Here is a 20,554-nt window from a genome sequence, read left to right as displayed (position 1 = left end):
AACTAAAGCCAAGTATGCTGTTGGCTTTAATTGGTTGTCAACTGAGATCAAAATCACATTTTTCGTATATTGTTGATATTAAAGGATTAAAAAGCCAATAAAAACAAATAAAAAATAACTAAAGCCAATATGTGTGCGCGAGATCTCAAAATGCGGCAACACTCGGCGGGTGAGCGCATTATTATGTCATTTTCTAATGAATCTAATGATAATCATATTGTTATATTTCTATTTTGTGAGCTTTTCAGCGCTGAAACAGAGGTATTAACTCGCTGAAGTTTGATAAGGAGTTTGTTTTTGTTTGTTTCTTCTGTGCTATGCTCAGGCCAATCTTTATTGCCTATGCCCGCATTCCGGAGGAAAGATGTATCTGGTTGATGAAAGACGAAAATTAATCCTTGAAGACATCATTTCTGCAGGGACCGTGTACGTCAGCGATTTGGCGAGAAAGTATGAAGTGACTTATGAAACCATCAGAAAAGATCTCACTCATCTTGAGCAAAAAGGGCTGCTGATCAAAAGCCACGGCGGCGCGACCCTGAAGCAGGGCGCGATTGAACATCCTTTCCAGGTGCGCGAAAAAGAAAACACGTCTTATAAGAAAGCCATCGCCCGCAAGGCGCTCGATTTTATCCCGCCGAACAGCTCAATGATTATTGGTACCGGGAGCACCACCTTTGAGCTGGCGAATCTGCTGTGTATGAAGTCGGGTTTTAAAATTTTTACCGACTCACTGCCGGTGGCGAGCGTGCTGATTGAGTCCGATAACCAGGTCTTTTTGTTTGGTGGCGAGCTAAGACGTAAAAGTGCGTCGGTGTTTGGCGGCTGGGCGGTATCCATGATCAACGATATCCACGTCGATCTCTGCTTTATTGGCACCGATGGTTTTAGCAATCTTGCGGGTCCGTCTACGCCATCGTCATCGGACGCTTTTCTCGATCGCACCATCATCAATCATTCGGAAAAGAAATATATTCTGGGTGACTACACCAAGTTTCAGCGCAGCAGCCTGTTTAAAATCTGTGACTGGTCAGACATTACCGGGCTTATCACCAACGATATCGCCGATAAAGAGGGGATTGCGCAGGTGGCAAAACAGACCTCGGTGATCACCTGCTAATCGATGAGGGAAGTGCGTGCTGCTGTGCATACATTTCCCTCACTAATGAATTTTTCCTTCCGTTTCGCTGTTCTCATCTACGCTTAAAAGCGTACTGCGCCTTTCACTGACGGGCTCATCATGACACAATACCGGGCATACACGGCTTTTACGCTTGATAAATCTGGATATTAATTAACCCATGAAGGGTAAATACAAAGCCGCTTTAGCGCTACTTCTGCTTATTATTCTCCTGCCGTTAACGCTGGCGATGACGCTGGGTTACTGGGTGCCGACGCTCGTCGGGATCTGGCTGCCGGCCGGAACCCGCATTGCGTTTGAACAAAGCCCCAAAATTACGCGTAGCGGATTACAAATCCCTGACCTGAGATATTTCGCCGGTGAATGTACGCTGGCGCGTCTGGAGAACGTTTCTCTGTCTCACCCCAGCCGCTGGCAGCTGCATGCCGGTAGCGTCAATATTGATTCCGCTTGTTTCAGCAAACTTCCTCAATCGGATGCGGTACCGGGTGCGCCGCGTACGCTGGCGGAGTGGCAGTCGATGCTGCCAAATACCTGGCTTACCATTGATAATCTGCGTTTTGCGCCGTGGGAAAAGTGGCAGGGCAAGCTTTCGCTTTCGCTGACGCCGCAGCGCCAGGAAATTCATTATGACGGGCCGGACGCCAAACTTCGCGCACGCCTGAAAGGACAAGCGCTGGTCGTCAGTCAGTTTGAAGCGCAGGTGATGGACAATGAACCGCCGCTGAAGCTGGTGGGGAAATTTACCATGCCGCTGGTGCCGGACGGTTTACCAGTGCAGGGTCATGTTGAATCGACATTCCAGCTCCCGCAAATTTCCCCGCTGGTGGATGCGGAGCTGGACTGGAACGGTAATCAGGGGCAACTGCTGGCGATGGCGCGCGGCGAGCCGGATCCGCTGCTGGATCTTCCCTGGACGCTCACCGAACAGCAGCTCACGCTTAGCGATGGTCGCTGGAGCTGGCCTTTCCAGGACGGCATTCCGCTCAGCGGGCGCATTGGGCTGAAAATTGATGACTGGCAGAAAGGGCTGGAGCAGATGCAAATCACTGGCCGCCTGAACGTGCTGACTTCAGGCGACGCGGGGAAAGGCAACGCCGTGCTGACGATTGGCCCCGGTAAACTCAGCATGGAAAACAGCGATATGCCGTTGCAGTTGACGGGTGAGGCCAAACAGGGAGATTTGATTCTCTATGCGGTGCTGCCTGCGCATCTGAAAGGTATGCTCACTGACCCCTCACTGACTTTCCTGCCCGGCGCGCTGCTGCGCTCGCGGGGGCGAATTATTGATTCTTTGAATATCGATGATATTCGCTGGCCGCTGGCGGGCGTCAAAGTTGCGCGTCAGGGCGTGGATGGTCGCCTGCAGGCGATTTTAAAAGCCCACGAAGATGCTACTGGCGATTTTGTCCTGCATCTCGATGGGAAAGCCGAGAACTTTTTGCCGGATAAAGGCACCTGGGAGTGGCGCTACTGGGGCGATGGTCACTTTACGCCGATGCAGGCGCGCTGGGACGTGAAGGGCACCGGCATGTGGCGCGACAGCGCGATCGTGCTCAACACGCTCTCTACGGGATTCGATAAATTGCAGTACGGCACCATGACGATGGCGAAACCGCGTCTGGTGCTGGAGGAACCGATCCACTGGAACCGCGATGAACAGCATCCCTCGTTCAAGGGCGCACTGTCGCTGGATGCAGCAGAAACCACCTTTACCGGCGGCAGCGTTTTGCCGCCTTCAACGTTCAAATTCAGCGTTGACGGGCGCGACCCGACTTTCTTCCTGTTCAAAGGCAACCTGCGCGCGCAGGCGATTGGCCCGATACAGCTCAGTGGCCGTTGGGATGGTGAGCGTCTGCGCGGCCAGGCGTGGTGGCCGAAACAGTCGTTAACTGTCTTCCAGCCGCTCGTTCCTCCCGATCTTAAAATGGCGCTGCGCGATGGCGAGCTTTATGCCCAGGTGGCGTTTTCCGCCGCCGCCGGGCAAGGTTTTGAAGCGGGCGGACACGGCGTGCTGAAGGGCGGTAGCGCCTGGATGCCGGATAACCAGGTCAATGGCGTCGATTTTGTGCTGCCGTTCCGCTTCAAAGAGGGCGTCTGGGATTTAGGCACGCGTCACCCGGTCTCACTGCGTATCGCCGAAATCGTCAACCAGGTCACGGCGAAAAACGTCACCGCCGATTTACAAGGCACCTGGCCGTACAGCGAAACATCGCCGCTTCAGTTAAGCAACGTCAGCGTCGATATTCTGGGCGGCAAGCTCACCATGCAACAGCTTCGCATGCCGCAGCATGACCCGGCGCTGCTGCGCCTGCAAAATATCTCGACCAGCGAGCTGATTAGCGCGGTGAATACCAAACAGTTCGCCATGTCGGGAGCGATGAACGGCGCGCTGCCGCTGTGGCTGAATAACGACAAATGGATAATCAAAGACGGCTGGCTGAATAACCCCGGCCCGATGACGCTGCGCGTGGATAAAGACATGGCGGATGCGATTGTCGACGATAATATCGCCGCCGGGGCCGCCATTAACTGGCTGCGCTATATGGAAATTTCCCGCTCGTGGACGAAAATCAATTTAGATAACCTCGGGATGTTGACCCTGGATGCGAGAATCAGTGGCACCAGTCGTGTCGATGGCAAAAGTAATACGGTGCATTTAAATTACACGCATCAGGAAAATGTTTTTGATTTGTGGCGAAGCCTGCGCTTTGGCGACAATCTTCAGTCATGGCTTGAGCAACACGCGACGCTTCCGGTGTCGCGGTGTGACGGCGGCAAGGAATGTAAGGAGCAATAATGAAAATCACCATCGCCATGCTGGGCTTGCTGGCAACTACGCTGCTGTCGGGCTGCACGCCACGCATTGAAGTGGCCGCGCCCAAAGAGCCTATCACCATCAATATGAACGTGAAAATCGAGCATGAGATCCACATTAAAGTCGATAAAGACGTGGAAAACCTGCTGAAATCACGCAGCGATTTGTTCTGAGGTCAGGATGATGAAAAAACGCATATGGGCGCTGCTGGCGCTGGGGCTTTTTAGCGTACAAGCGATGGCGCTGACGTTGAATGAGGCTCGTCAACAGGGGCGCGTTGGCGAGACGCAAAGCGGCTACATCGCGGCCTTAAAGCAGGATAAAGAGACCACGGCGCTGGTGCAGAACATCAATCAGGCGCGTAGCCAGAGCTATCAGCAACTGGCGGAAACCAACAATATTCCGGTCGATGAAGTGGCGAAACTGGCGGGCAAAAAGCTGATCGCCAAAGCGCAGCCCGGCGAGTATGTGCAGGGGCTGAACGGCAAGTGGATCCGCAAGTAATCAGCGGCTCTTACGGCGGTACTCACCCGGCGTCAGCCCGAAACGCTGCTTGAAGGCCGTTGAAAAATGGCTCTGGTCGGTGAATCCCCAGTTAAAACCAATCCCGGCCAGTTTCTCATCTTCCCCCGCGTGACGAATCGCCTCGGCGCAAAAATCGAGGCGACGGTTGCGAATATACTGCGCGACGACCAGCCCCTTATCGGCAAACATGCGGTACAGACTGCGCACCGACATTCCCGTCTCACCAGCGATCCATTCCGGGCGCAACGTCTCTTCACGAATATTATCGTCAATCAGCGTGACCACCTTTTGAAACTGACGCTCGCGGCGCGGCGGGGTGGATTCACGCTGATGCAGCACCGGGCGCAGCAGGCACACCATCGCCTGTAATGCGGCTTCGCTTTCACTCTCGGACATCGCCGTGTTGTTCATGCTCTCCTGCAACAGGCTATGGCTCAGCTGCACCATTGGCAGGTTAGAAGGCAGGCGCTCGGCGCAGCCGATCTTCTGATGCGGAAAATGCTGCTCCAGCAGGGTGCGCGGCAGCAGAAGTGAAATTTGTCGCGAATCCTGTTCCCAGTACAGCGAGCATGGGCGAGAGGCATCAATCAGAGAGATATCACCCGCGCCAATCACTACCTGACGCGCGTCCTGCTCCATCATCGCCTGCCCACTTAGCTGAAACACCGTATAAAACCAGGCGTCATCGCCCCCTTTGATTTCCTGCGAGGTGCGAAACAGCGTTGCGCCACGGGTGGTGACGGTGCTGAGTTTTAACCCTTTGGCATAGCTGGTTTCCAGCTCGCCGACAAAATCGTCCGCCAACGGATTGCCGGCAAAGTTGCCGCATACCTGATTAATCTGGGTCAGCCACTGCTCAAAATCACGATTTACAACGGGGGTCATGGCTCTGTATCGCTCTGTTAAATGTTTTATCAGTGTTGCATTTATGTTGCGCTAAACGAAGCTAATGACGCTGACTATAGGAAAGAAGTCTCACAAGTTATAGGGGGGCAGCCGACTATTGTCGCTATTTGCGGAGCCTGTCACAGCAGACAAAGCGAATGTCACAGGGAAAAAAGCGCCATTGTCACAGAGTGAGTAGACTGAAATCACGATGGGTAAGTAATAAGGAAAATCTATGTCAGAGGCAAACGTAGCGGTACTTAATAACGTACAACAATTTCTCGACCGCCAGCACGGTCTCTGGATCGATGGCCAACAGGTGCCATCACAGAGCGATAAGCGGCTGACGATTTTTAACCCGGCAACCGGGCAGGCCATTTCCTCGACCGCTGATGCCAGCGTGGCCGATGTTGACCTGGCGGTGATGTCGGCGTGGAAAGCGTTTGTGTCGCGCGTTTGGGCGGGGCGTTTGCCGGCTGAGCGTGAACGCATCCTGCTGCGTTTTGCCGACCTGGTCGAGCAGCATAGCGAAGAGCTGGCGCAACTGGAGACGCTGGAGCAGGGCAAATCTATCGCTATTTCCCGCGCCTTTGAAGTGGGTTGTACCCTGAACTGGATGCGCTATACCGCCGGGCTGACGACGAAGATCGCCGGTAAAACGCTGGATCTTTCCATTCCATTGCCGCAAGGCGCGCGCTATCAGGCGTGGACGCGTAAAGAGCCGGTGGGCGTGGTGGCGGGCGTGGTGCCGTGGAACTTCCCGCTGATGATTGGTATGTGGAAAGTGATGCCCGCGCTGGCAGCAGGTTGCTCTATCGTGATTAAGCCATCCGAAACCACGCCGCTCACCATGCTGCGCGTGGCTGAACTGGCGGTGGAAGCGGGGATCCCGGAAGGCGTCTTTAACGTGGTAACCGGTTCCGGCACGGTGTGCGGCGCGGCGCTGACGTCGCATCCCCATGTGGCGAAAGTGAGCTTTACCGGTTCGACCGCCACGGGCAAACAGATCGCGCGTACCGCCGCCGATCGTCTTACCCGCGTGACGCTGGAGCTGGGCGGTAAAAACCCGGCGATTGTGCTGAAAGATGCGAACCCGGAGTGGGTGATTGAAGGTCTGATGACCGGAAGCTTCCTCAACCAGGGCCAGGTGTGCGCCGCCAGCTCGCGCATTTATATCGAAGCGCCGCTGTTCGACACGCTGGTTAGCGGTTTTGAGCAGGCGGTGAAGTCGTTGCAGGTGGGGCCGGGCATGTCGCCGTCAGCGCACATCAACCCGCTGGTTTCGCGGCTGCATTGTGACAAAGTGCTCTCATTCCTTGATGATGCCCAGGCGCACAACGCCGAGCTGATTCGTGGCGCAAACGGCCCGGCGGGCGACGGTTACTATGTCGCGCCGACGCTGGTGGTTAACCCGGATGCGAAGCTGCGTTTAACCCGTGAAGAAGTGTTTGGCCCGGTGGTTAACCTGGTGCGCGTCGCTGATGGCGAAGAGGCGCTGCGCCTGGCGAATGACACCGAATATGGCCTGACCGCCAGTGTCTGGACGCAAAATCTGTCGCAGGCGCTGGAATATGGTGACCGCTTAGAAGCCGGTACCGTATGGGTTAACAGCCACACCTTAATCGATGCCAATCTGCCGTTTGGCGGGATGAAGCAGTCAGGCACAGGGCGCGATTTCGGGCCAGACTGGCTGGATGGCTGGTGTGAAACGAAATCGGTGTGCGTGCGGTATTAAGTTTATCCTTCAATAAAGCCGATAACAGTGCTTAGGCTGTCCACTTTCAACAGGAAAGAGGGCAGGCTAAGCACCTCTCATTATAAAAATCCCTTCACATCCGACCTCTTCTCTTTTCGATACGACGTCATGCTGGTAATATAAATCGCGCAATGAAGAAATAATTGATTGCTGTTATAAATACATACATTTTATTTGTCACGATTATATCCGTGACAGGTGTCTTATCTCTATACAGGGAATTATGTGATGAATATCTCAAAGGATGCTGGGAAAACACTTGGTGTTTTCGGTTGGGCGAAATTTAGATTTATAGGATGTATAGTTTGTGCAGTAATATTCATTGGTGTTGCTATTCTTTGTTTTTCTTTAATGAACATCCCCACATCAAGAGAAGCTGCGCACGGTGGAACTTATTTTGATACGACGGCTTGGCCTGTATCACCCTTTATATTATTTATGGGTGTCGGTGGTGGGTTGTTGATTTTGGCAGCGATTACTTTGCTCGTTGCCCGGTCGGTTAAAGCAAAATATACCTTCACTGTGTATGAAGGAGGCATAGCCAGTCGATGTGGAGGGAAAGAAACATATATCCCCTTTAGTGAAATTGAGGACGTCTATCTTTTCTCGGTTGGCCGAGGTAATTACTCGGGAGAGTTAAATTCACTGGCGTATCGTAAGTCCAGACAAAATGACTGGATTATCATTTCGCTGTTAAATACTGATTCGGAAAAGCTGATCTCCCTGTTCCGCCAGCTTCATGCAGAGCAAAGAAGCAGAGCGTTGCAGGAAAAAATCGAGCAGGGACAGAAGGTGAGGTTTGACTACGTTAGCGCGAAGAATGTGTGGTTAAAACGAGCATTCGCATTACGAATCGCAGATTATTTAAAAATAGATGCTTCCCTGAAGCCTCTTTATCTGACGAAAGAGGGTATTGTTATTGATGAGAAAAACATCGTCATCAATAAGACGGATTGCATAACGAATGACAGTTGGGTAGAAAATCTGTATGTGCTTGATAGTCATGGTAGCAAGAAATTCTCAATGATGTTTCCAACGATAATTTCTGGGGATGCTTTTATTACAACTTTAAATAATGTAATTAAAGCGAAAGATTAACGCTCGATATACAGCCGGATAGCGAGGGGGGTATCCGGCTGTATATGACAACCTGACGTATCAATTGCAGGTTAACCGCGTTCCACCTTGTTATATATTTTCGTTTCCTGTTCCGTAGACTTGACAAACATCGGCTCCGGGCAATTGCGGCCAAAGTGCGCCGCCCAGTCAAAGGCCTTTCCGCTTCTCACATAGCGCCTGTAGATTTCACCACCGGTTTCAGGATCAAGATAGCGAACCCAGCTCGCCGCATTACACAACACGGCAGCCCATGCCTGTGTTTTGGGATGCAGTAAATCGGCGGCTTTCCCAGCCATTTCTGCCGCCTGCCAACGGTAATGGAGGAAGTTGTTTTCTTTTGACGGAAGGGCATTATCCCAGCGCTGGTATTCTTTATCGCTTATCCAGTCGCCTTCTGTGAAAGAGCGATAAGGTGAGGAATACTGACCACTGGTGATGGCGTAATCGGGATACATTTCATAGGCGACAAGTTCAATACCCTTATAACGCAAAAGCCTGGCGGCTTCGTATTGCGCCTGGGCGCGCTCGCGGCTACTGATGTTTGTTTGCTTCGCTTTCGCCATTAAATCGGCGAGCTTTTGCGCCGCTTCCCGATAGTTGGGGATATCAAAATAAGTAACCGCCTGCTGATACTTGCCGTTACGTATCAGCCTTCTCGCCAGCAGGGCGCGAAGTTTTACGTTGCTCGAAATACGCGTTGGATAAACGTAATAGCCTCCTTCTTTTTGAAATGCAGCAAGATCAAAGGGTTTCAACGGCTGCTGTGGTGCAGGCACGTTTTTATCCACAAAGGCTTGCAGTTCAGGCAGCGTTAATACGCTTTCTGCCACATCAGCTAAATCTGCCCAGTAGATATCCTTGCCTTTATAAAACAGCGCCATTGCCTGCAAATAATCATCACGTTTCAGCGCAAGAATCGCCTGTTCGCTGGCAATACGACACGACGGAACGATAATCTCATTACCATGGTAATAATCGCTTTCCGTCATCGGATTCCCCCAGGTTTCATCCTCAGGGAAGAATTTCGCCGCGCGAGCGTAATAGCGAGTGGCCAGCGGAATATCTCCGGCACGTAGCGCCATTTTGGCGTTTAACCATTCGCGTAGCCCGCTTTCCGGGGCGTCTTCTAATAGAGACTGCGTCAATGCATAATCGCCGTTGCGATAGGCCAGCGCCGCCAGACGATCGCTCCAGGCAAAACCTTTAACCCGATGTTTAAGTAGCAGGTTAATGAGTTTATCTCGTTGCACTGCACAGCCACGATTGCTGTCTTCGTCGGCGCACCCTTCCTGGTTATAAGCCCAGTCGTGGCGAACAAAAATCTCTGCAATAATCAATTTTTGCACCAGCGGATCGCTGATGATTTTTTCCAGCAGGGAAAAATTACTCTGTTTTGTCAGGTAGCGTGAAATGCTACGCAGCGAGTCTTTTCCTGAATAGGAACCTTGCGCTGCCTGCTGAGCGTAGAATTTGATAGCGCTGGGTAAATCGGCTTTATTTAAGCTATAAAAGCCCAGTTGCCCCAGGCTGGCAATGGAGAGTTCTTCGGGATCGGGCTCCCCATTACGCACTTCATCAATGACTTGCTGGTAAAGTTTAATACTTTTCCAGGATTCATCACTCATATAAACCATTGTATCGTATTGAAGTTCATAGTCAGACCCCTCACCAGAGTCAAACACGTCACGCGCCATCGTATACAAGGCCTTCAACCGCCATTTGCCTTGCTCAGGCCTGGGAAGCGCCAGCAACTGATGAAACCAGGGGCTGTCATAGACGCCGTGATAAAAATCGCGCGCGCCCAGATAGTAGAGTCGCTCGGCAATGGGCAACGGCGTTTGAAGTTTGACTTCAATTTCCAGTTTGCGTTTTTTACGCGCGAAATTTTCATAACTTTCACCCTGATGCGTGTCGTAATAATCTCCATACTCATCCCAATCGACGGGGTCCATATCCACTTTTTGCGATAACGGCAATTTGGGATCGCGCTCAACCAGATGGCGGGCTTCAAAGATAAAACTGCCATTCGGCATTTGGAATAACGCGTAGTTTCTGTTACCCAATAAATAGTTTGGCGAAAAGGGGCCACAGGCGCGGCTTTGCATGCTGAGTACCAGCGTTCCGGCTAACAGCATTTCCAGTGCCATACGCTTGTGTTTACGGTTTAACATCGAAATTTCCCTGTAATGTTTTTGCGCAGCGCGCCCATCCCAGCGGGCTGCTTTCTCCGGCGCGGAGCTGCTGCGAACTGATGCGCGTAAACCGCAGTGCATCCTGAGTTAATTCTGAACGGTAGTGATTTGCACCATCGGTAAATTCGCACTCCGCATTTTGCAGGACAACCTGTTGGGGCAGCGGTGAATCAATTTGGCCGCTATTTTTAATCGCCAGATCGAAAAGTTTTGCATCCTGAGTCGGTGTGATAATGACCGACCAGCGAGGTGCCAGCGATTGATGATGAATCACGGCTTCAAGCGTAGTCATTGACCAGGCACGACGATCGCCTGTAAGTGGCAGCCGGAACCAGACGATCCCTTGTAATTCCTTCGGCGGGGAGCCTTCCAGTTGCTGGATAAAATCGGCTAACGTTTGCGGCGCAACGCTCAGTTCCTGCAACTCTTCTGCATAAGATAAGAGGATTTCACTCTCCACGCGGTTGTCTCGTGTTAACGCAGAACCGTAGGCCGGTAGGGCAATGAAAAAGGGATGCCGTGTTTTACCTGCGTATTCGTGAAGCCAGCGTTGCGCCAGCGCCGAGTCAAACAAGCCTTTCATGGGCGATTGCACATTGTGAACCTGCAGGACGGAAGTATCCGCAGTTTGCAACAGCGTTGGCAGCAAGGGCGATTCCAGCCAGGTGGGGAGGGCAGTAATACTCAGCGTTAACTCTTCTGGCAATGCTTTACGCAGGGCGCGAACGAATTGCTGATAGGCCGCCAGTTTTGCCGTTGGCGCATCGTAATCAATTTCAATGCCGGTTAACGGGACCCCGGCCTTCATCCATGTGTTAATCGTGCGCTGAACCTGCATAATAATAAGCGGTTGGTTGAGGTGAGCGAGTTGACCATCCAGCCGCACAACCAGCCACACCGAGCGCCCATCCTGCTTTAACAGCGCGGTATCCACCACGATAGTACGAACCCCTTCCTGCGGATGAATCTGTAAACCCAGTACGCGCAGGGCTGAAAACAGGGCGTGGCTCTGTTTCAGCGCTTTTTGGTGCTGGGGTGTCCAGACGCGTTGCCAGATATAGACTTGCTGATCGAGATGTATCGATTTTGGTGAAGAGAAAAGGGCATACAGACAGTAACCGGCTATCAGCATGACGAGGAGAACACAGGCGGCAATCCATTGGCGTAGTGACATGTTGGTGTGGTCTATTGAGTGAGGTCGCAGGAAGAATACCCCCGGCGATGATGGTGGTGAAATGGCTTTATTTAGGGAGAGTGGAATTCGGAATTATGCCTGATGTGATTATTAATATTGGTGATGATTAATTTGCCACTTAAAAACTCCGAGAGTTTTATTCGATGTTAATTCTACTTTCTACTTAGAAAAAACGTGACAGGGCGCAGTTTCGAGAGTGACGACAAACACCAAAATGCCGGATGCGCTACGCTTATCCGGCCTACGGGTTTTCTGCAATCTATTGAATTTACGTTTTTTGTATGCCGGATAAGGCGTTGCGCCGCATCCGGCATCAATAAATCACCGTTTCCTCACAACGCAAACATCACTTCTCTTTCTTCGCCCCCAACGTCGGCGTTTCATCAAAGAAGTTCCACGGTTTCAGCAGCGTATGCACCCATTCCGTTGGCATAATCGGCCACTCTTCGGCGCGGGCGACGTGCGTGGTGCCGGTCGTCATCCACACTACCGTATCGGTGTTGTTCAGCGACTCATTGTCTTTGGTGTACTGACCGAGCCCGGTATCGTGCGTTGAACGGTTCGGGTATTTCCCTTCCGGGAAGCGCTCGTCCGGATGATAACGCGTCACCCACAGCTGTTTATCCATAAAGCTCAGGCGATGGTAAATCCACTCGTCCGGGGCGAACTGCGCGCCTTTCGCGACCGGATGCGTGCCGCCCGCGTACGGGATAATCTGATAGGAAACCGGGTTACCCATGCGGTTTTCTTTGTTCGGGTTGCTCAGCAGACGAATGGTACCTGGGTCAAATTTCTGCGCCGCGTCCTTCTCGTTGCTGATAGCGTACTCGTTGATCTGCATGGTACTGGTACGCGGGCCGCCTGCGGTATTCGGTTTCACTACCGGGTCCATCGCCACCAGGCTGTTGTTCTCGCCATCAACGTCGAGGTCGAGGCGGAAGTTGTAGATATGCTGGTGGGTGGTGCCGACAATATTATGGTCGATCAGCGTACCGTAACGCGTATCGTCTTTCGCGCTCGGGTCGTGCATGGTTTTGGCTTTTACGCCTTTCACTGCTTCAATGCCGGTTGCGCCTGCATCGATACCGATGGTGCCGTTTTCGTGGAAGATCCAGTCGAAAATGTAGTCGTAGTTGCCTACGGTGCTTATCCAGCGCACAACCAGCTCACGTCGCTGGGTGCTGACGTTCGGCTGGCCCATCTCCTGGTGCTTATACTCCGGCCCGGCATAGCGTTCGAAAACGGCAATCGCGCGCGGGATCTCGGTGGGTGTGCCGGTGTAGTCGGCGATGGTCTCGTTCAGCAGCACAGCGTTCGACGGCGCATCTTTGCCGCGCGCGATAGGCGAGGTGAGAGTACCCATGCCGTAGTCACCGGAATCCAGGTACGCTTTGAAGTACCAGCCGATATCCGGGTCGCCGTATGGCACGATCATCCCGCCAAGCGATCCTTCGTACATCACTTTACGTTTGGTGCCGTTATCGTTAAAGGTCACAGTGGAGATCATCGGCCCGACGCGCGAGTTCATGCTCAGGTGGAAATCCCAGTTACGCCAGTGGATCATGTCGCCGGTGATGGTGTAGTTTTTACCTTCCGGTTCAATGATATCCAGCGGTTTCACCGCCGGGGCGACGCGGTCACGGCCATCGTAGGCGCGTGCGGCCATCGGTACCGGGATCACCGGGCCTTCTTCCAGCTTCACGATTTTTTTCTGTTCCAGGTCGACAACCGCGACCAGGTTTTCAATCGGATGCGCCCAGTAGTTGCCATCGCCCACGTCCAGATAACTGATGACTTTCAGCAGACGCGCATCCTGTTTCAGGCCGTCTTTGCCGTCAAAATAGCCCACGGTGAGCGGGGTAGTAATGACTTTTTTCGGGTCGTTGATACCGCGTTTTTTCAGTGCTTCAGCATATTCTGTGCTGGCATTAATGATGTTTTGCACGCTGGCGAAGTCGTCAATCAGCACCATGCCGTGCGCGTCTTTGATGGGCTGCCAGGAGAGGATCTTTTTGTTTTGCAGATCAACCACACCTTCGATGATGTGCTTGCCATCCAGCATGATGACATCCGCTTTGCGCGGCTCAGTTACGGCTTTGCCTTCCAGCGCGAATGCCCATACGGCGGCTTTCTCAGGCGAGTGCAGTGAGATCTCGGTAAAACGGGTATTCGGTTTAAAATCTGGCGATGCTTTGATGATCTCAACGGCTTGCTTGATTTCATCTGCGCTCAGGGCGTTAAGCGGGTGCGGCGCTTTCTCCACCTGGAAGGTCTGGTCCAGGCCAGACTGGAAAACATCGTTGATAAAGGTTTCAGAAACCCAGGCTTTGTTGTCCTTCATCACCACCGGCACTTGCAGGTTAAGCGGCTGGCCGTTGACGATCGCGGTTTTAGCGCCCGGTTTTACTTTGACGTAAGCGCCATCTTTAATCAGCGTGAAAACTTGTGCGTAGTCATCCCATTGCACATCGGCGCCAAAATCTGCCAGTGTTTTATCCATCGGCACCATGTGGGCTTCGCCGCCGTGGGCGAAAACCGGCGATTGCCAGGCGCAAAACAGGGCTACGGCCAGAGCCAGTGCCGTCTTGCGGGGAGAAAGAATAGAGGAGCTTCCCATTATAAACCTCGTCTTGTTGTTGTGTTTCTCGCTCGCTACCGCTCTCTGCGGGCGGTTTTTAACGCTTTCACCCTATCAGCACGGCGGTAAAGTCGTTTGCCTGCACCTGCCAGGTTGTTTGGCAGTTTTGCCAGATATAAAAAATGCCTCCGGGGAGGCATTTGGTGTTCATTACTGATGTGCTGTTTTTACTCGCTTTCAGCTCGCATTTCCACCGGGTTAACCGTAGACGGTTTCTCGCTTATAGCATCCGATTTTAACGGTTCCGCTAATGCGGATAGTGAACCTCCGGACAGACCGATCTCTTTCAACAGTGAATCAATCAGCGGTGCCTGAGTGCGGTAAGAGAGCGCAGCTGACAGGGCCTGTTCTGCCAGATTACCGCCGTTTGCAACGCCCGAGGTAGCTTCACCGGTGATGCCGCCACGATTCAACCCATCGACCTGGATTATCTTAATGCCGTCGATAGACTTCATTGGTTCAACGGATTTCTCAATCACAGACGGCAGCGACTGCAACAGGGCCAGTTTGAATTTCAGGCTAGTTTGTTCATCAGAAAGTACGTTAATGGCGTCGTTCAGCGCGCGTTGCGCTTCCGCCTCGGCAAGGCCTTTTTTACGCGTTGCTTCGGCAAGTTCAACAATCGCTGCCGCCTGCATTTCCGCTGCTTCTTTCTCTGCTTTTGCCCGCACGGTCAGTTCAACCGCCTGGGTTTCTGCATCCTGTGCGGCAGCGATCAGTGCAACTTGTTTCGCACGATCAGCTTCTGCGGTCTGGCGCGTGGTCTCAACGTTCTGCTGCGAGCGAACGGCTTCTGCCAGCGCATCGTTAGCGCGGGCTTCTGCCTGGGATTGCTGTTCAGACTTCGCCGCAATGGCAATAGATTTGGTCTGGTTAGCAATTTCGGTGACCTGCTGCTGTTCAATTTCTTTTATGCGAACTTCACGCTCGGCTTCCACTTTACGGGAACGTACTGCCTGTTCACGCTCGATTTCTGCTTCCTGAATTTGGCGCTCGGCAAGAATGCGCGTTTGTTCAGCTTCACGGTGACGCTCGGCTTCAAAAGCGGCAATTTTTGCATTCTGCTCGGCAGTACGCGTTTTCACTTGTTGTTCCTGCTCAAGCGTCATGAACGCTTCCTGCTGTTCAATCTCCAGCTTGCGCGACAGTGCATCACGGTTTTTCTCGCGAACGGCAATTTCCACATCTTGCTCAACTTCGTTACGTTCACGACGACGGCGTTCCGTTTCCTGCGTCAGTTTTGTCAGGCCTTCGGCATCAAAGGCGTTGTTTGGGTTGAAATGTACTTTTTCTGTCTGGTTAAAATTGGTTAACGAGACGCTTTCTAGCTCCAGTCCGTTCTTTGACAGATCTTCTGCAACCGTATTTTGTACACCCTGTACAAAGTTTTCTCGCGTATCCTGAAGTTCATGCATGGTCATTTGCGAGGCGGTAGCACGCAGGGCATCCACGAATTTATCTTCAATGAGCACACGTAAATCTTCCGGTGAAAGGGTTCGCTGCCCGAGGGTTTGCGCAGCGGTTGCAATTCCTTCCACGGTAGGCTTGACCCGTACAAAGAAGGCCACGACGACATCGACACGCATACGATCTTTTGTGATCAGGCTATCGACGGTTGAACGGCTGACTTCCAGTTTTAGGGTATTCATGTTGATAGGAATGATTTCGTGGAAGATGGGCATGACAATTGCGCCACCACTCATCACCACTTTTTGCCCGCCCAGTCCCGTTCGAACAAAGGATTGTTCGGCGGAAGCCCGACGATATAACCTGGCGAAAATAATCCCAACAACCAACAAAATGAAAACCGCGATGATGGCGGTAAACATCCATGATGGCAGCATGCCAATAACATCATCCATTAGTAGTCCCTTTAAATTAATCAAACATTACAAATGTTCTGGCCATGGATTTATTTCAGCCAGATAGCGCGTTGAAGAGAGACGGCCAATAATCAGCACTTTATCTCCTCTTCGAAATTCTTTCCCTTCTTCAGGCTCAAGTAATAAATAGTGTGTTTGCCCAAATTTGTCGGTGAATTTCCCTTCACCGGGATTACCCGTGCTGGCAACATGCCCAGTCATTATTGCCATACGGCCAATATATTCATCTTCTGCGATAGCGGTGGTTTCATCGCGCGGCAGCCACGGGGCAATGGCTTTGCCGCTGTAATGAACAGCAAAGACGGACATCATCAGTGAGACAGGAGCCAGCAGCAGGTTACTAATCGGGGTGTGCCAAAGCGTCATCGAACCATGTTGTATAAGAATGCCAAACAGGCCGAAATATCCTGCCAGCAGACATAGAATAACCAACGCAGGAATCCGGCCAATATTCATATAATGCATAACTTGCCCGATATTGCCGGACGTTAAAGCATCAAAATGCTGCAGATGCGCATCAAGCGCGCTCGATATTAAATGCCCGAATATAAGTGCAATGAATTCAAGTACGCCAATCAGTAAAACAAATGAAATGGCAAACAGGTAGGGCGAGTTATACTCTGAAAATAAAGTCATACGCGTTTCCTCTTACAACTGCGATCCCTGTTAATACCGCAAGAGACTGTTCGTATTCTTACAGTAACGTCGAGTTATAATAGCATGCGTTAGTATCGTTCCTAAAGATGAAAGCGAAGGTTGTGCAGACATTTATGGCCCGATGACGAGGGGCATCATCGGGCCGTTACAGCCATCGTTTAGCTGCATTTTCAGTAACGTATTAGGCAAAATCCCCGCTCTGTCGCGCTACTAGCGTCAGAATGGAATACAGCGCAACCGCCTGCTGATGCTGGTTGTAAATCTCAACCGACCATTCCACCACGCCGGTAGGGGTCTCTTCCGCTGTTTTCTGGCGTTTGATAGTTTTACGCTTACAGGTCAGACGCACCTGAATGGTGTCGCCCGGTTTGACCGGCTCGATGAAGCGCAGGTTTTCCATGCCGTAGTTGGCGATAACTGGCCCGACGCCGGGGTCAACGAACAGGCCCGCAGCGGCGGAAATCAGGAAGTAACCGTGGGCCACGCGCTCGCCGAACAGCGACTCGGCGGCGGCGAGTTTGTCCATATGCGCGTAGAAGTGGTCACCGCTCAGACAGGCGAAATTCACGACATCCGCTTCGGTGACCGTGCGGCGGTGCGTCAGCAGGCTGTCGCCGGGCTGGATCTCTTCGAAGTATTTGCGGAACGGGTGTACGCGATCTTCCATGACCACCGCGCCGCGTACCCACTGTTTACCAATGGCCGCGAGCATGGTCGGGCTGCCCTGAATGGCGGTACGCTGCATGTAGTGTTTTACCGAGCGTAATCCGCCCAGCTCTTCACCACCGCCCGCACGGCCTGGGCCGCCGTGTACCAGCTGCGGCAGAGGGGAACCGTGTCCGGTCGATTCTTTCGAGGACTCTTCGTTCAGTACCTGAATACGCCCGTGCGCGCGTGCTGCGCCGAGAATAAACTCGCGCGCTAATGCGCCATCGGCGGTCACCAGCGTGCCTGCCAGGCTACCTTCACCCGCTCGCGCCAGCGCCAGCGCGTGGTCGCGGTTCTGATACGGCATCAGGGTCGCAACCGGGCCAAAGGCTTCAATGGCATGCGCGGCTTTGATCTCATCCGGCTGCGGGCAAAGCAGTAATGTTGGCGGGAAGAACGCCCCGGCGGCTTTGTCGTCCGCTTTGCCGCCCAGCAGAATCTGACATCCCGCGGCAACGAGCAGATCCACTTTCTCCTGCACGTCCTGACGCTGGTCGATATTCACCAGCGCGCCCATCTTCACGCCTTCCTGCGCCGGGTCACCTACGACGATTTTCCCCAGACGCGCAATCAGCGCTTCACTTAAAGCATTGATCTGTTGCTGCGGTACGATGATACGGCGAATAGCGGTACATTTTTGCCCGGCTTTGGCCGTCATCTCGCGCACGATTTCGCGGATGAAAAGTGCGAACTCCGGTTGCTCTGGCGTGACGTCATCGCCCAGTACGCAGCAGTTGAGGGAGTCGGCTTCCATAGTGAATGGAATCGACTTCGCCACGATGTTGGGATGCACGCGCAGCTGTTGCCCGGTCGCGGCGGAGCCGGTGAAGGTGACCACGTCCTGGCTGTCGAGTTTTTCGAGCAGGTCACCCGCGCCACCGCAAATGACGCTTAACGCGCCGTCAGGCACCAGGCCGCTGTCGATAATCGATTTCACCATCGCCTGAGTTAGCTGGGCGCTGGCGGTAGCCGGTTTGATGATCGCCGCCATCCCGGCAAGCCAGGTGGGGGCCAGTTTTTCCAGCATGCCCCAGCAGGGGAAGTTAAAGGCGTTAATGTGTACCGCTACGCCTGATTTTGAAGTCAACACATGGCGTGCGGCAAATCCACCCGCTTTCGAAAGCGGGATCAGCTCATCCTCCGGCCACAGTGTGTCATCCGGCAGTTCGCGATTGCCGAGACCTGCGTAGGTAAACAGCGTGCCGATGCCGCCTTCGATATCCACCCAGCTATCCGCGCGCGTCGCGCCGGTTTGCGCCGACAGCGCGTAAAAATGTTCTTTTTCCGCTAACAGGTGTTTAGCCACCGCTTTCAGCATGGCGGCGCGTTCAATAAAAGTCATCGCCTGGAGCGCTTTGCTGCCCTGCTCAATGGCATAACGGCGGGCCTGTGCCATATCCAGCCCTTCACTGGTGACCTCCCACAGTGCTTCGCCGCTGATGGCATGGTGAATGGTACGGGCGCGCCCCTGGCCGGTTTGCCATGCGCCGGATAAGAAGCTGGCTAACTGCTGCATCGCTATTCTCCAAATGTTACGTGATTTACTTATACATAGTTAAATTGCGAATCATAAATCGCAAGCTGAATTTTAATGATTTTTTAACATTGTGATCGCTGCGTGCTTTGCGTAATGACTTAACTCATTGTTTATAAGCGTTTTGTCCAATTGCTTTGCGAGAGCTGTCACATAATGCACAAACAAAATTTGTGGTTTTATTTAACTAATGTGTAACTTTTAAGAAAGAAAGTGATTCACATATGTTTATCGTGTGAATGTTTTTGGAATCATAAAAGGTGATGACGTGACAGAAGAACAACGCTTTAACCAGCGCATCGCGCAGGAAACGGCCATCGAACCGCAGGACTGGATGCCGGACGCCTACCGCAAAACGCTGATCCGCCAGATTGGCCAGCATGCCCACTCAGAAATTGTCGGCATGCTGCCGGAAGGCAACTGGATCACTCGCGCGCCGACGCTGCGTCGTAAAGCCATTCTGCTGGCGAAGGTGCAGGACGAAGCGGGGCACGGCCTCTATCTCTACAGCGCAGCAGAAACCCTCGGTTGTGCGCGTGAAGACATCTACCAGAAGATGCTCGATGGACGCATGAAGTACTCCTCCATCTTTAACTATCCCACTCTGAGCTGGGCCGATATCGGCGTGATTGGCTGGCTGGTTGACGGTGCGGCGATTGTTAACCAGGTGGCGCTGTGCCGTACCTCTTACGGGCCGTACGCCCGTGCGATGGTGAAAATCTGCAAAGAAGAGAGCTTCCATCAGCGTCAGGGTTATGAAGCCTGCATGGCGCTGGCGCTGGGGAGCGAATCTCAGCGTCAGATGTTGCAGGACGCCATCAACCGTTTCTGGTGGCCAGCGCTGATGATGTTCGGGCCGAACGATGACAACTCGCCGAACAGTGCCCAGAGCCTGGAGTGGCGCATCAAGTTATTCACTAACGATGAGCTGCGTCAGCGCTTTGTCGATAACACGGTCCCGCAGGTGGAAATGCTGGGCATGAAAGTGCCGGACGCGGATCTGCATTTTGATGAAGAGAGCGGGCACTACCAGTTTGGTGAAATCGACTGGAACGAGTTTAACGACGTGATCCATGGTCGCGGCATCTGTAATCACGAACGCCTGGCCGCAAAACGCAAAGCCTGGGAAGAGGGCGCGTGGGTGCGGGAAGCCGCGCTGGCGCATGCGCAAAAACAACAAACCCGCAACGCGGCATAAGGAGAAGAACAATGAGCAATGTTTACTGGCCGTTATATGAAGTTTTTGTTCGCAGCAAACAGGGATTATCTCACCGCCACGTCGGCAGCCTGCACGCCGCCGATGACGCGATGGCGCTGGAAAACGCTCGCGATGCCTACACCCGCCGCAACGAAGGTTGTTCTATCTGGGTGGTGAAGGCGAGCGAAATTGTTGCCTCGCAGCCGGAAGAACGCGGCGAATTTTTCGACCCGTCGGAAAGCAAGGTCTACCGCCACCCGACGTTTTACACCATCCCTGATGGCATCGAGCACATGTGAGGTGGG

15 protein-coding genes are annotated in these 20,554 nt (G+C 52.9%); 8 read left to right on the top strand and 7 right to left on the bottom strand.

Annotated features, from left to right (window positions below; translation table 11 throughout):
* Nucleotides 1-364 precede the first annotated feature (364 nt).
* The 4 genes from G163CM_RS07015 (at nt 365) to G163CM_RS07000 (ending at nt 4,463) form a co-directional block, all read left to right on the top strand.
* Nucleotides 365-1,120: a DeoR/GlpR family DNA-binding transcription regulator gene (locus G163CM_RS07015; RefSeq protein WP_231827390.1), complete on the top strand. Its 756-nt coding sequence runs from the start codon at nt 365-367 to the stop codon at nt 1,118-1,120.
* Nucleotides 1,121-1,301: 181 nt separating this feature from the next.
* A complete protein-coding gene (locus G163CM_RS07010) occupies nt 1,302-3,941 on the top strand; it encodes a YdbH family protein (protein ID WP_231827388.1) in 2,640 nt (879 codons plus the stop codon).
* The gene (locus G163CM_RS07005) at nt 3,941-4,132 is read left to right on the top strand and encodes a YnbE family lipoprotein (protein ID WP_015964564.1); all 192 of its coding nucleotides are present in this window, start codon (nt 3,941-3,943) and stop codon (nt 4,130-4,132) included. The genes G163CM_RS07010 and G163CM_RS07005 overlap by 1 nt, the downstream gene beginning before the upstream one ends.
* A 10-nt stretch (nt 4,133-4,142) precedes the next feature.
* A complete protein-coding gene (locus tag G163CM_RS07000) occupies nt 4,143-4,463 on the top strand; it encodes a YdbL family probable chaperone protein (protein ID WP_370516897.1) in 321 nt (106 codons plus the stop codon).
* On the opposite strand, the gene feaR is transcribed toward G163CM_RS07000, so the two are convergent.
* The gene (feaR, locus tag G163CM_RS06995) at nt 4,464-5,369 is read right to left on the bottom strand and encodes a transcriptional regulator FeaR (protein WP_231827386.1); all 906 of its coding nucleotides are present in this window, start codon (nt 5,367-5,369) and stop codon (nt 4,464-4,466) included.
* A 235-nt stretch (nt 5,370-5,604) separates the two neighbouring features.
* Between feaR and G163CM_RS06990 the strand changes: the two genes are divergently transcribed.
* Together G163CM_RS06990 and G163CM_RS06985 are read left to right on the top strand one after the other, a co-directional pair.
* A complete protein-coding gene (locus tag G163CM_RS06990) occupies nt 5,605-7,104 on the top strand; it encodes an aldehyde dehydrogenase family protein (protein WP_231827385.1) in 1,500 nt (499 codons plus the stop codon).
* Nucleotides 7,105-7,353: 249 nt separating this feature from the next.
* Nucleotides 7,354-8,223, top strand: a complete 870-nt coding sequence (locus G163CM_RS06985) for a hypothetical protein (RefSeq protein WP_231827384.1) — start codon at nt 7,354-7,356, stop codon at nt 8,221-8,223.
* Nucleotides 8,224-8,294: 71 nt separating this feature from the next.
* On the opposite strand, the gene G163CM_RS06980 is transcribed toward G163CM_RS06985, so the two are convergent.
* The 6 genes from G163CM_RS06980 to paaZ form a co-directional block, all read right to left on the bottom strand.
* Complete coding sequence (locus G163CM_RS06980) at nt 8,295-10,349, bottom strand: hypothetical protein (protein WP_231827379.1); 2,055 nt, start codon at nt 10,347-10,349, stop codon at nt 8,295-8,297.
* Between the two features lie 52 nt (nt 10,350-10,401).
* Nucleotides 10,402-11,610 carry a DUF3142 domain-containing protein gene (locus tag G163CM_RS06975; RefSeq protein WP_231827377.1) on the bottom strand — a complete coding sequence of 403 codons (1,209 nt, stop codon included), beginning with the start codon at nt 11,608-11,610 and terminating at the stop codon, nt 10,402-10,404.
* Between the two features lie 367 nt (nt 11,611-11,977).
* Nucleotides 11,978-14,248: a primary-amine oxidase gene (tynA, locus tag G163CM_RS06970; RefSeq protein ID WP_231827375.1), complete on the bottom strand. Its 2,271-nt coding sequence runs from the start codon at nt 14,246-14,248 to the stop codon at nt 11,978-11,980.
* Between the two features lie 188 nt (nt 14,249-14,436).
* A complete protein-coding gene (locus G163CM_RS06965; RefSeq protein ID WP_231827374.1) occupies nt 14,437-16,131 on the bottom strand; it encodes a flotillin family protein in 1,695 nt (564 codons plus the stop codon).
* A 27-nt stretch (nt 16,132-16,158) separates the two neighbouring features.
* On the bottom strand, nt 16,159-16,788 hold the full coding sequence (locus G163CM_RS06960) for an OB-fold-containig protein (protein WP_231827373.1): 630 nt from the start codon (nt 16,786-16,788) through the stop codon (nt 16,159-16,161).
* Between the two features lie 202 nt (nt 16,789-16,990).
* Entirely contained in the window at nt 16,991-19,033 is a 2,043-nt protein-coding gene (gene paaZ, locus G163CM_RS06955; protein ID WP_231827372.1) for a phenylacetic acid degradation bifunctional protein PaaZ, read from the bottom strand.
* Nucleotides 19,034-19,319: 286 nt separating this feature from the next.
* Between paaZ and paaA the strand changes: the two genes are divergently transcribed.
* Together paaA and paaB are read left to right on the top strand one after the other, a co-directional pair.
* On the top strand, nt 19,320-20,249 hold the full coding sequence (gene paaA, locus G163CM_RS06950) for a 1,2-phenylacetyl-CoA epoxidase subunit PaaA (RefSeq protein ID WP_231827371.1): 930 nt from the start codon (nt 19,320-19,322) through the stop codon (nt 20,247-20,249).
* Between the two features lie 11 nt (nt 20,250-20,260).
* Complete coding sequence (gene paaB, locus G163CM_RS06945; RefSeq protein WP_015964556.1) at nt 20,261-20,548, top strand: 1,2-phenylacetyl-CoA epoxidase subunit PaaB; 288 nt, start codon at nt 20,261-20,263, stop codon at nt 20,546-20,548.
* The last annotated feature ends 6 nt before the right edge of the window (nt 20,549-20,554 follow it).

It is taken from the genome of Pseudocitrobacter corydidari, from assembly GCF_021172065.1.
GTDB lineage: Bacteria > Pseudomonadota > Gammaproteobacteria > Enterobacterales > Enterobacteriaceae > Pseudocitrobacter > Pseudocitrobacter corydidari.
The sequence above is the reverse complement of the archived record's forward strand: the minus strand, read 5'-3'. Positions and strand labels throughout refer to the sequence as shown.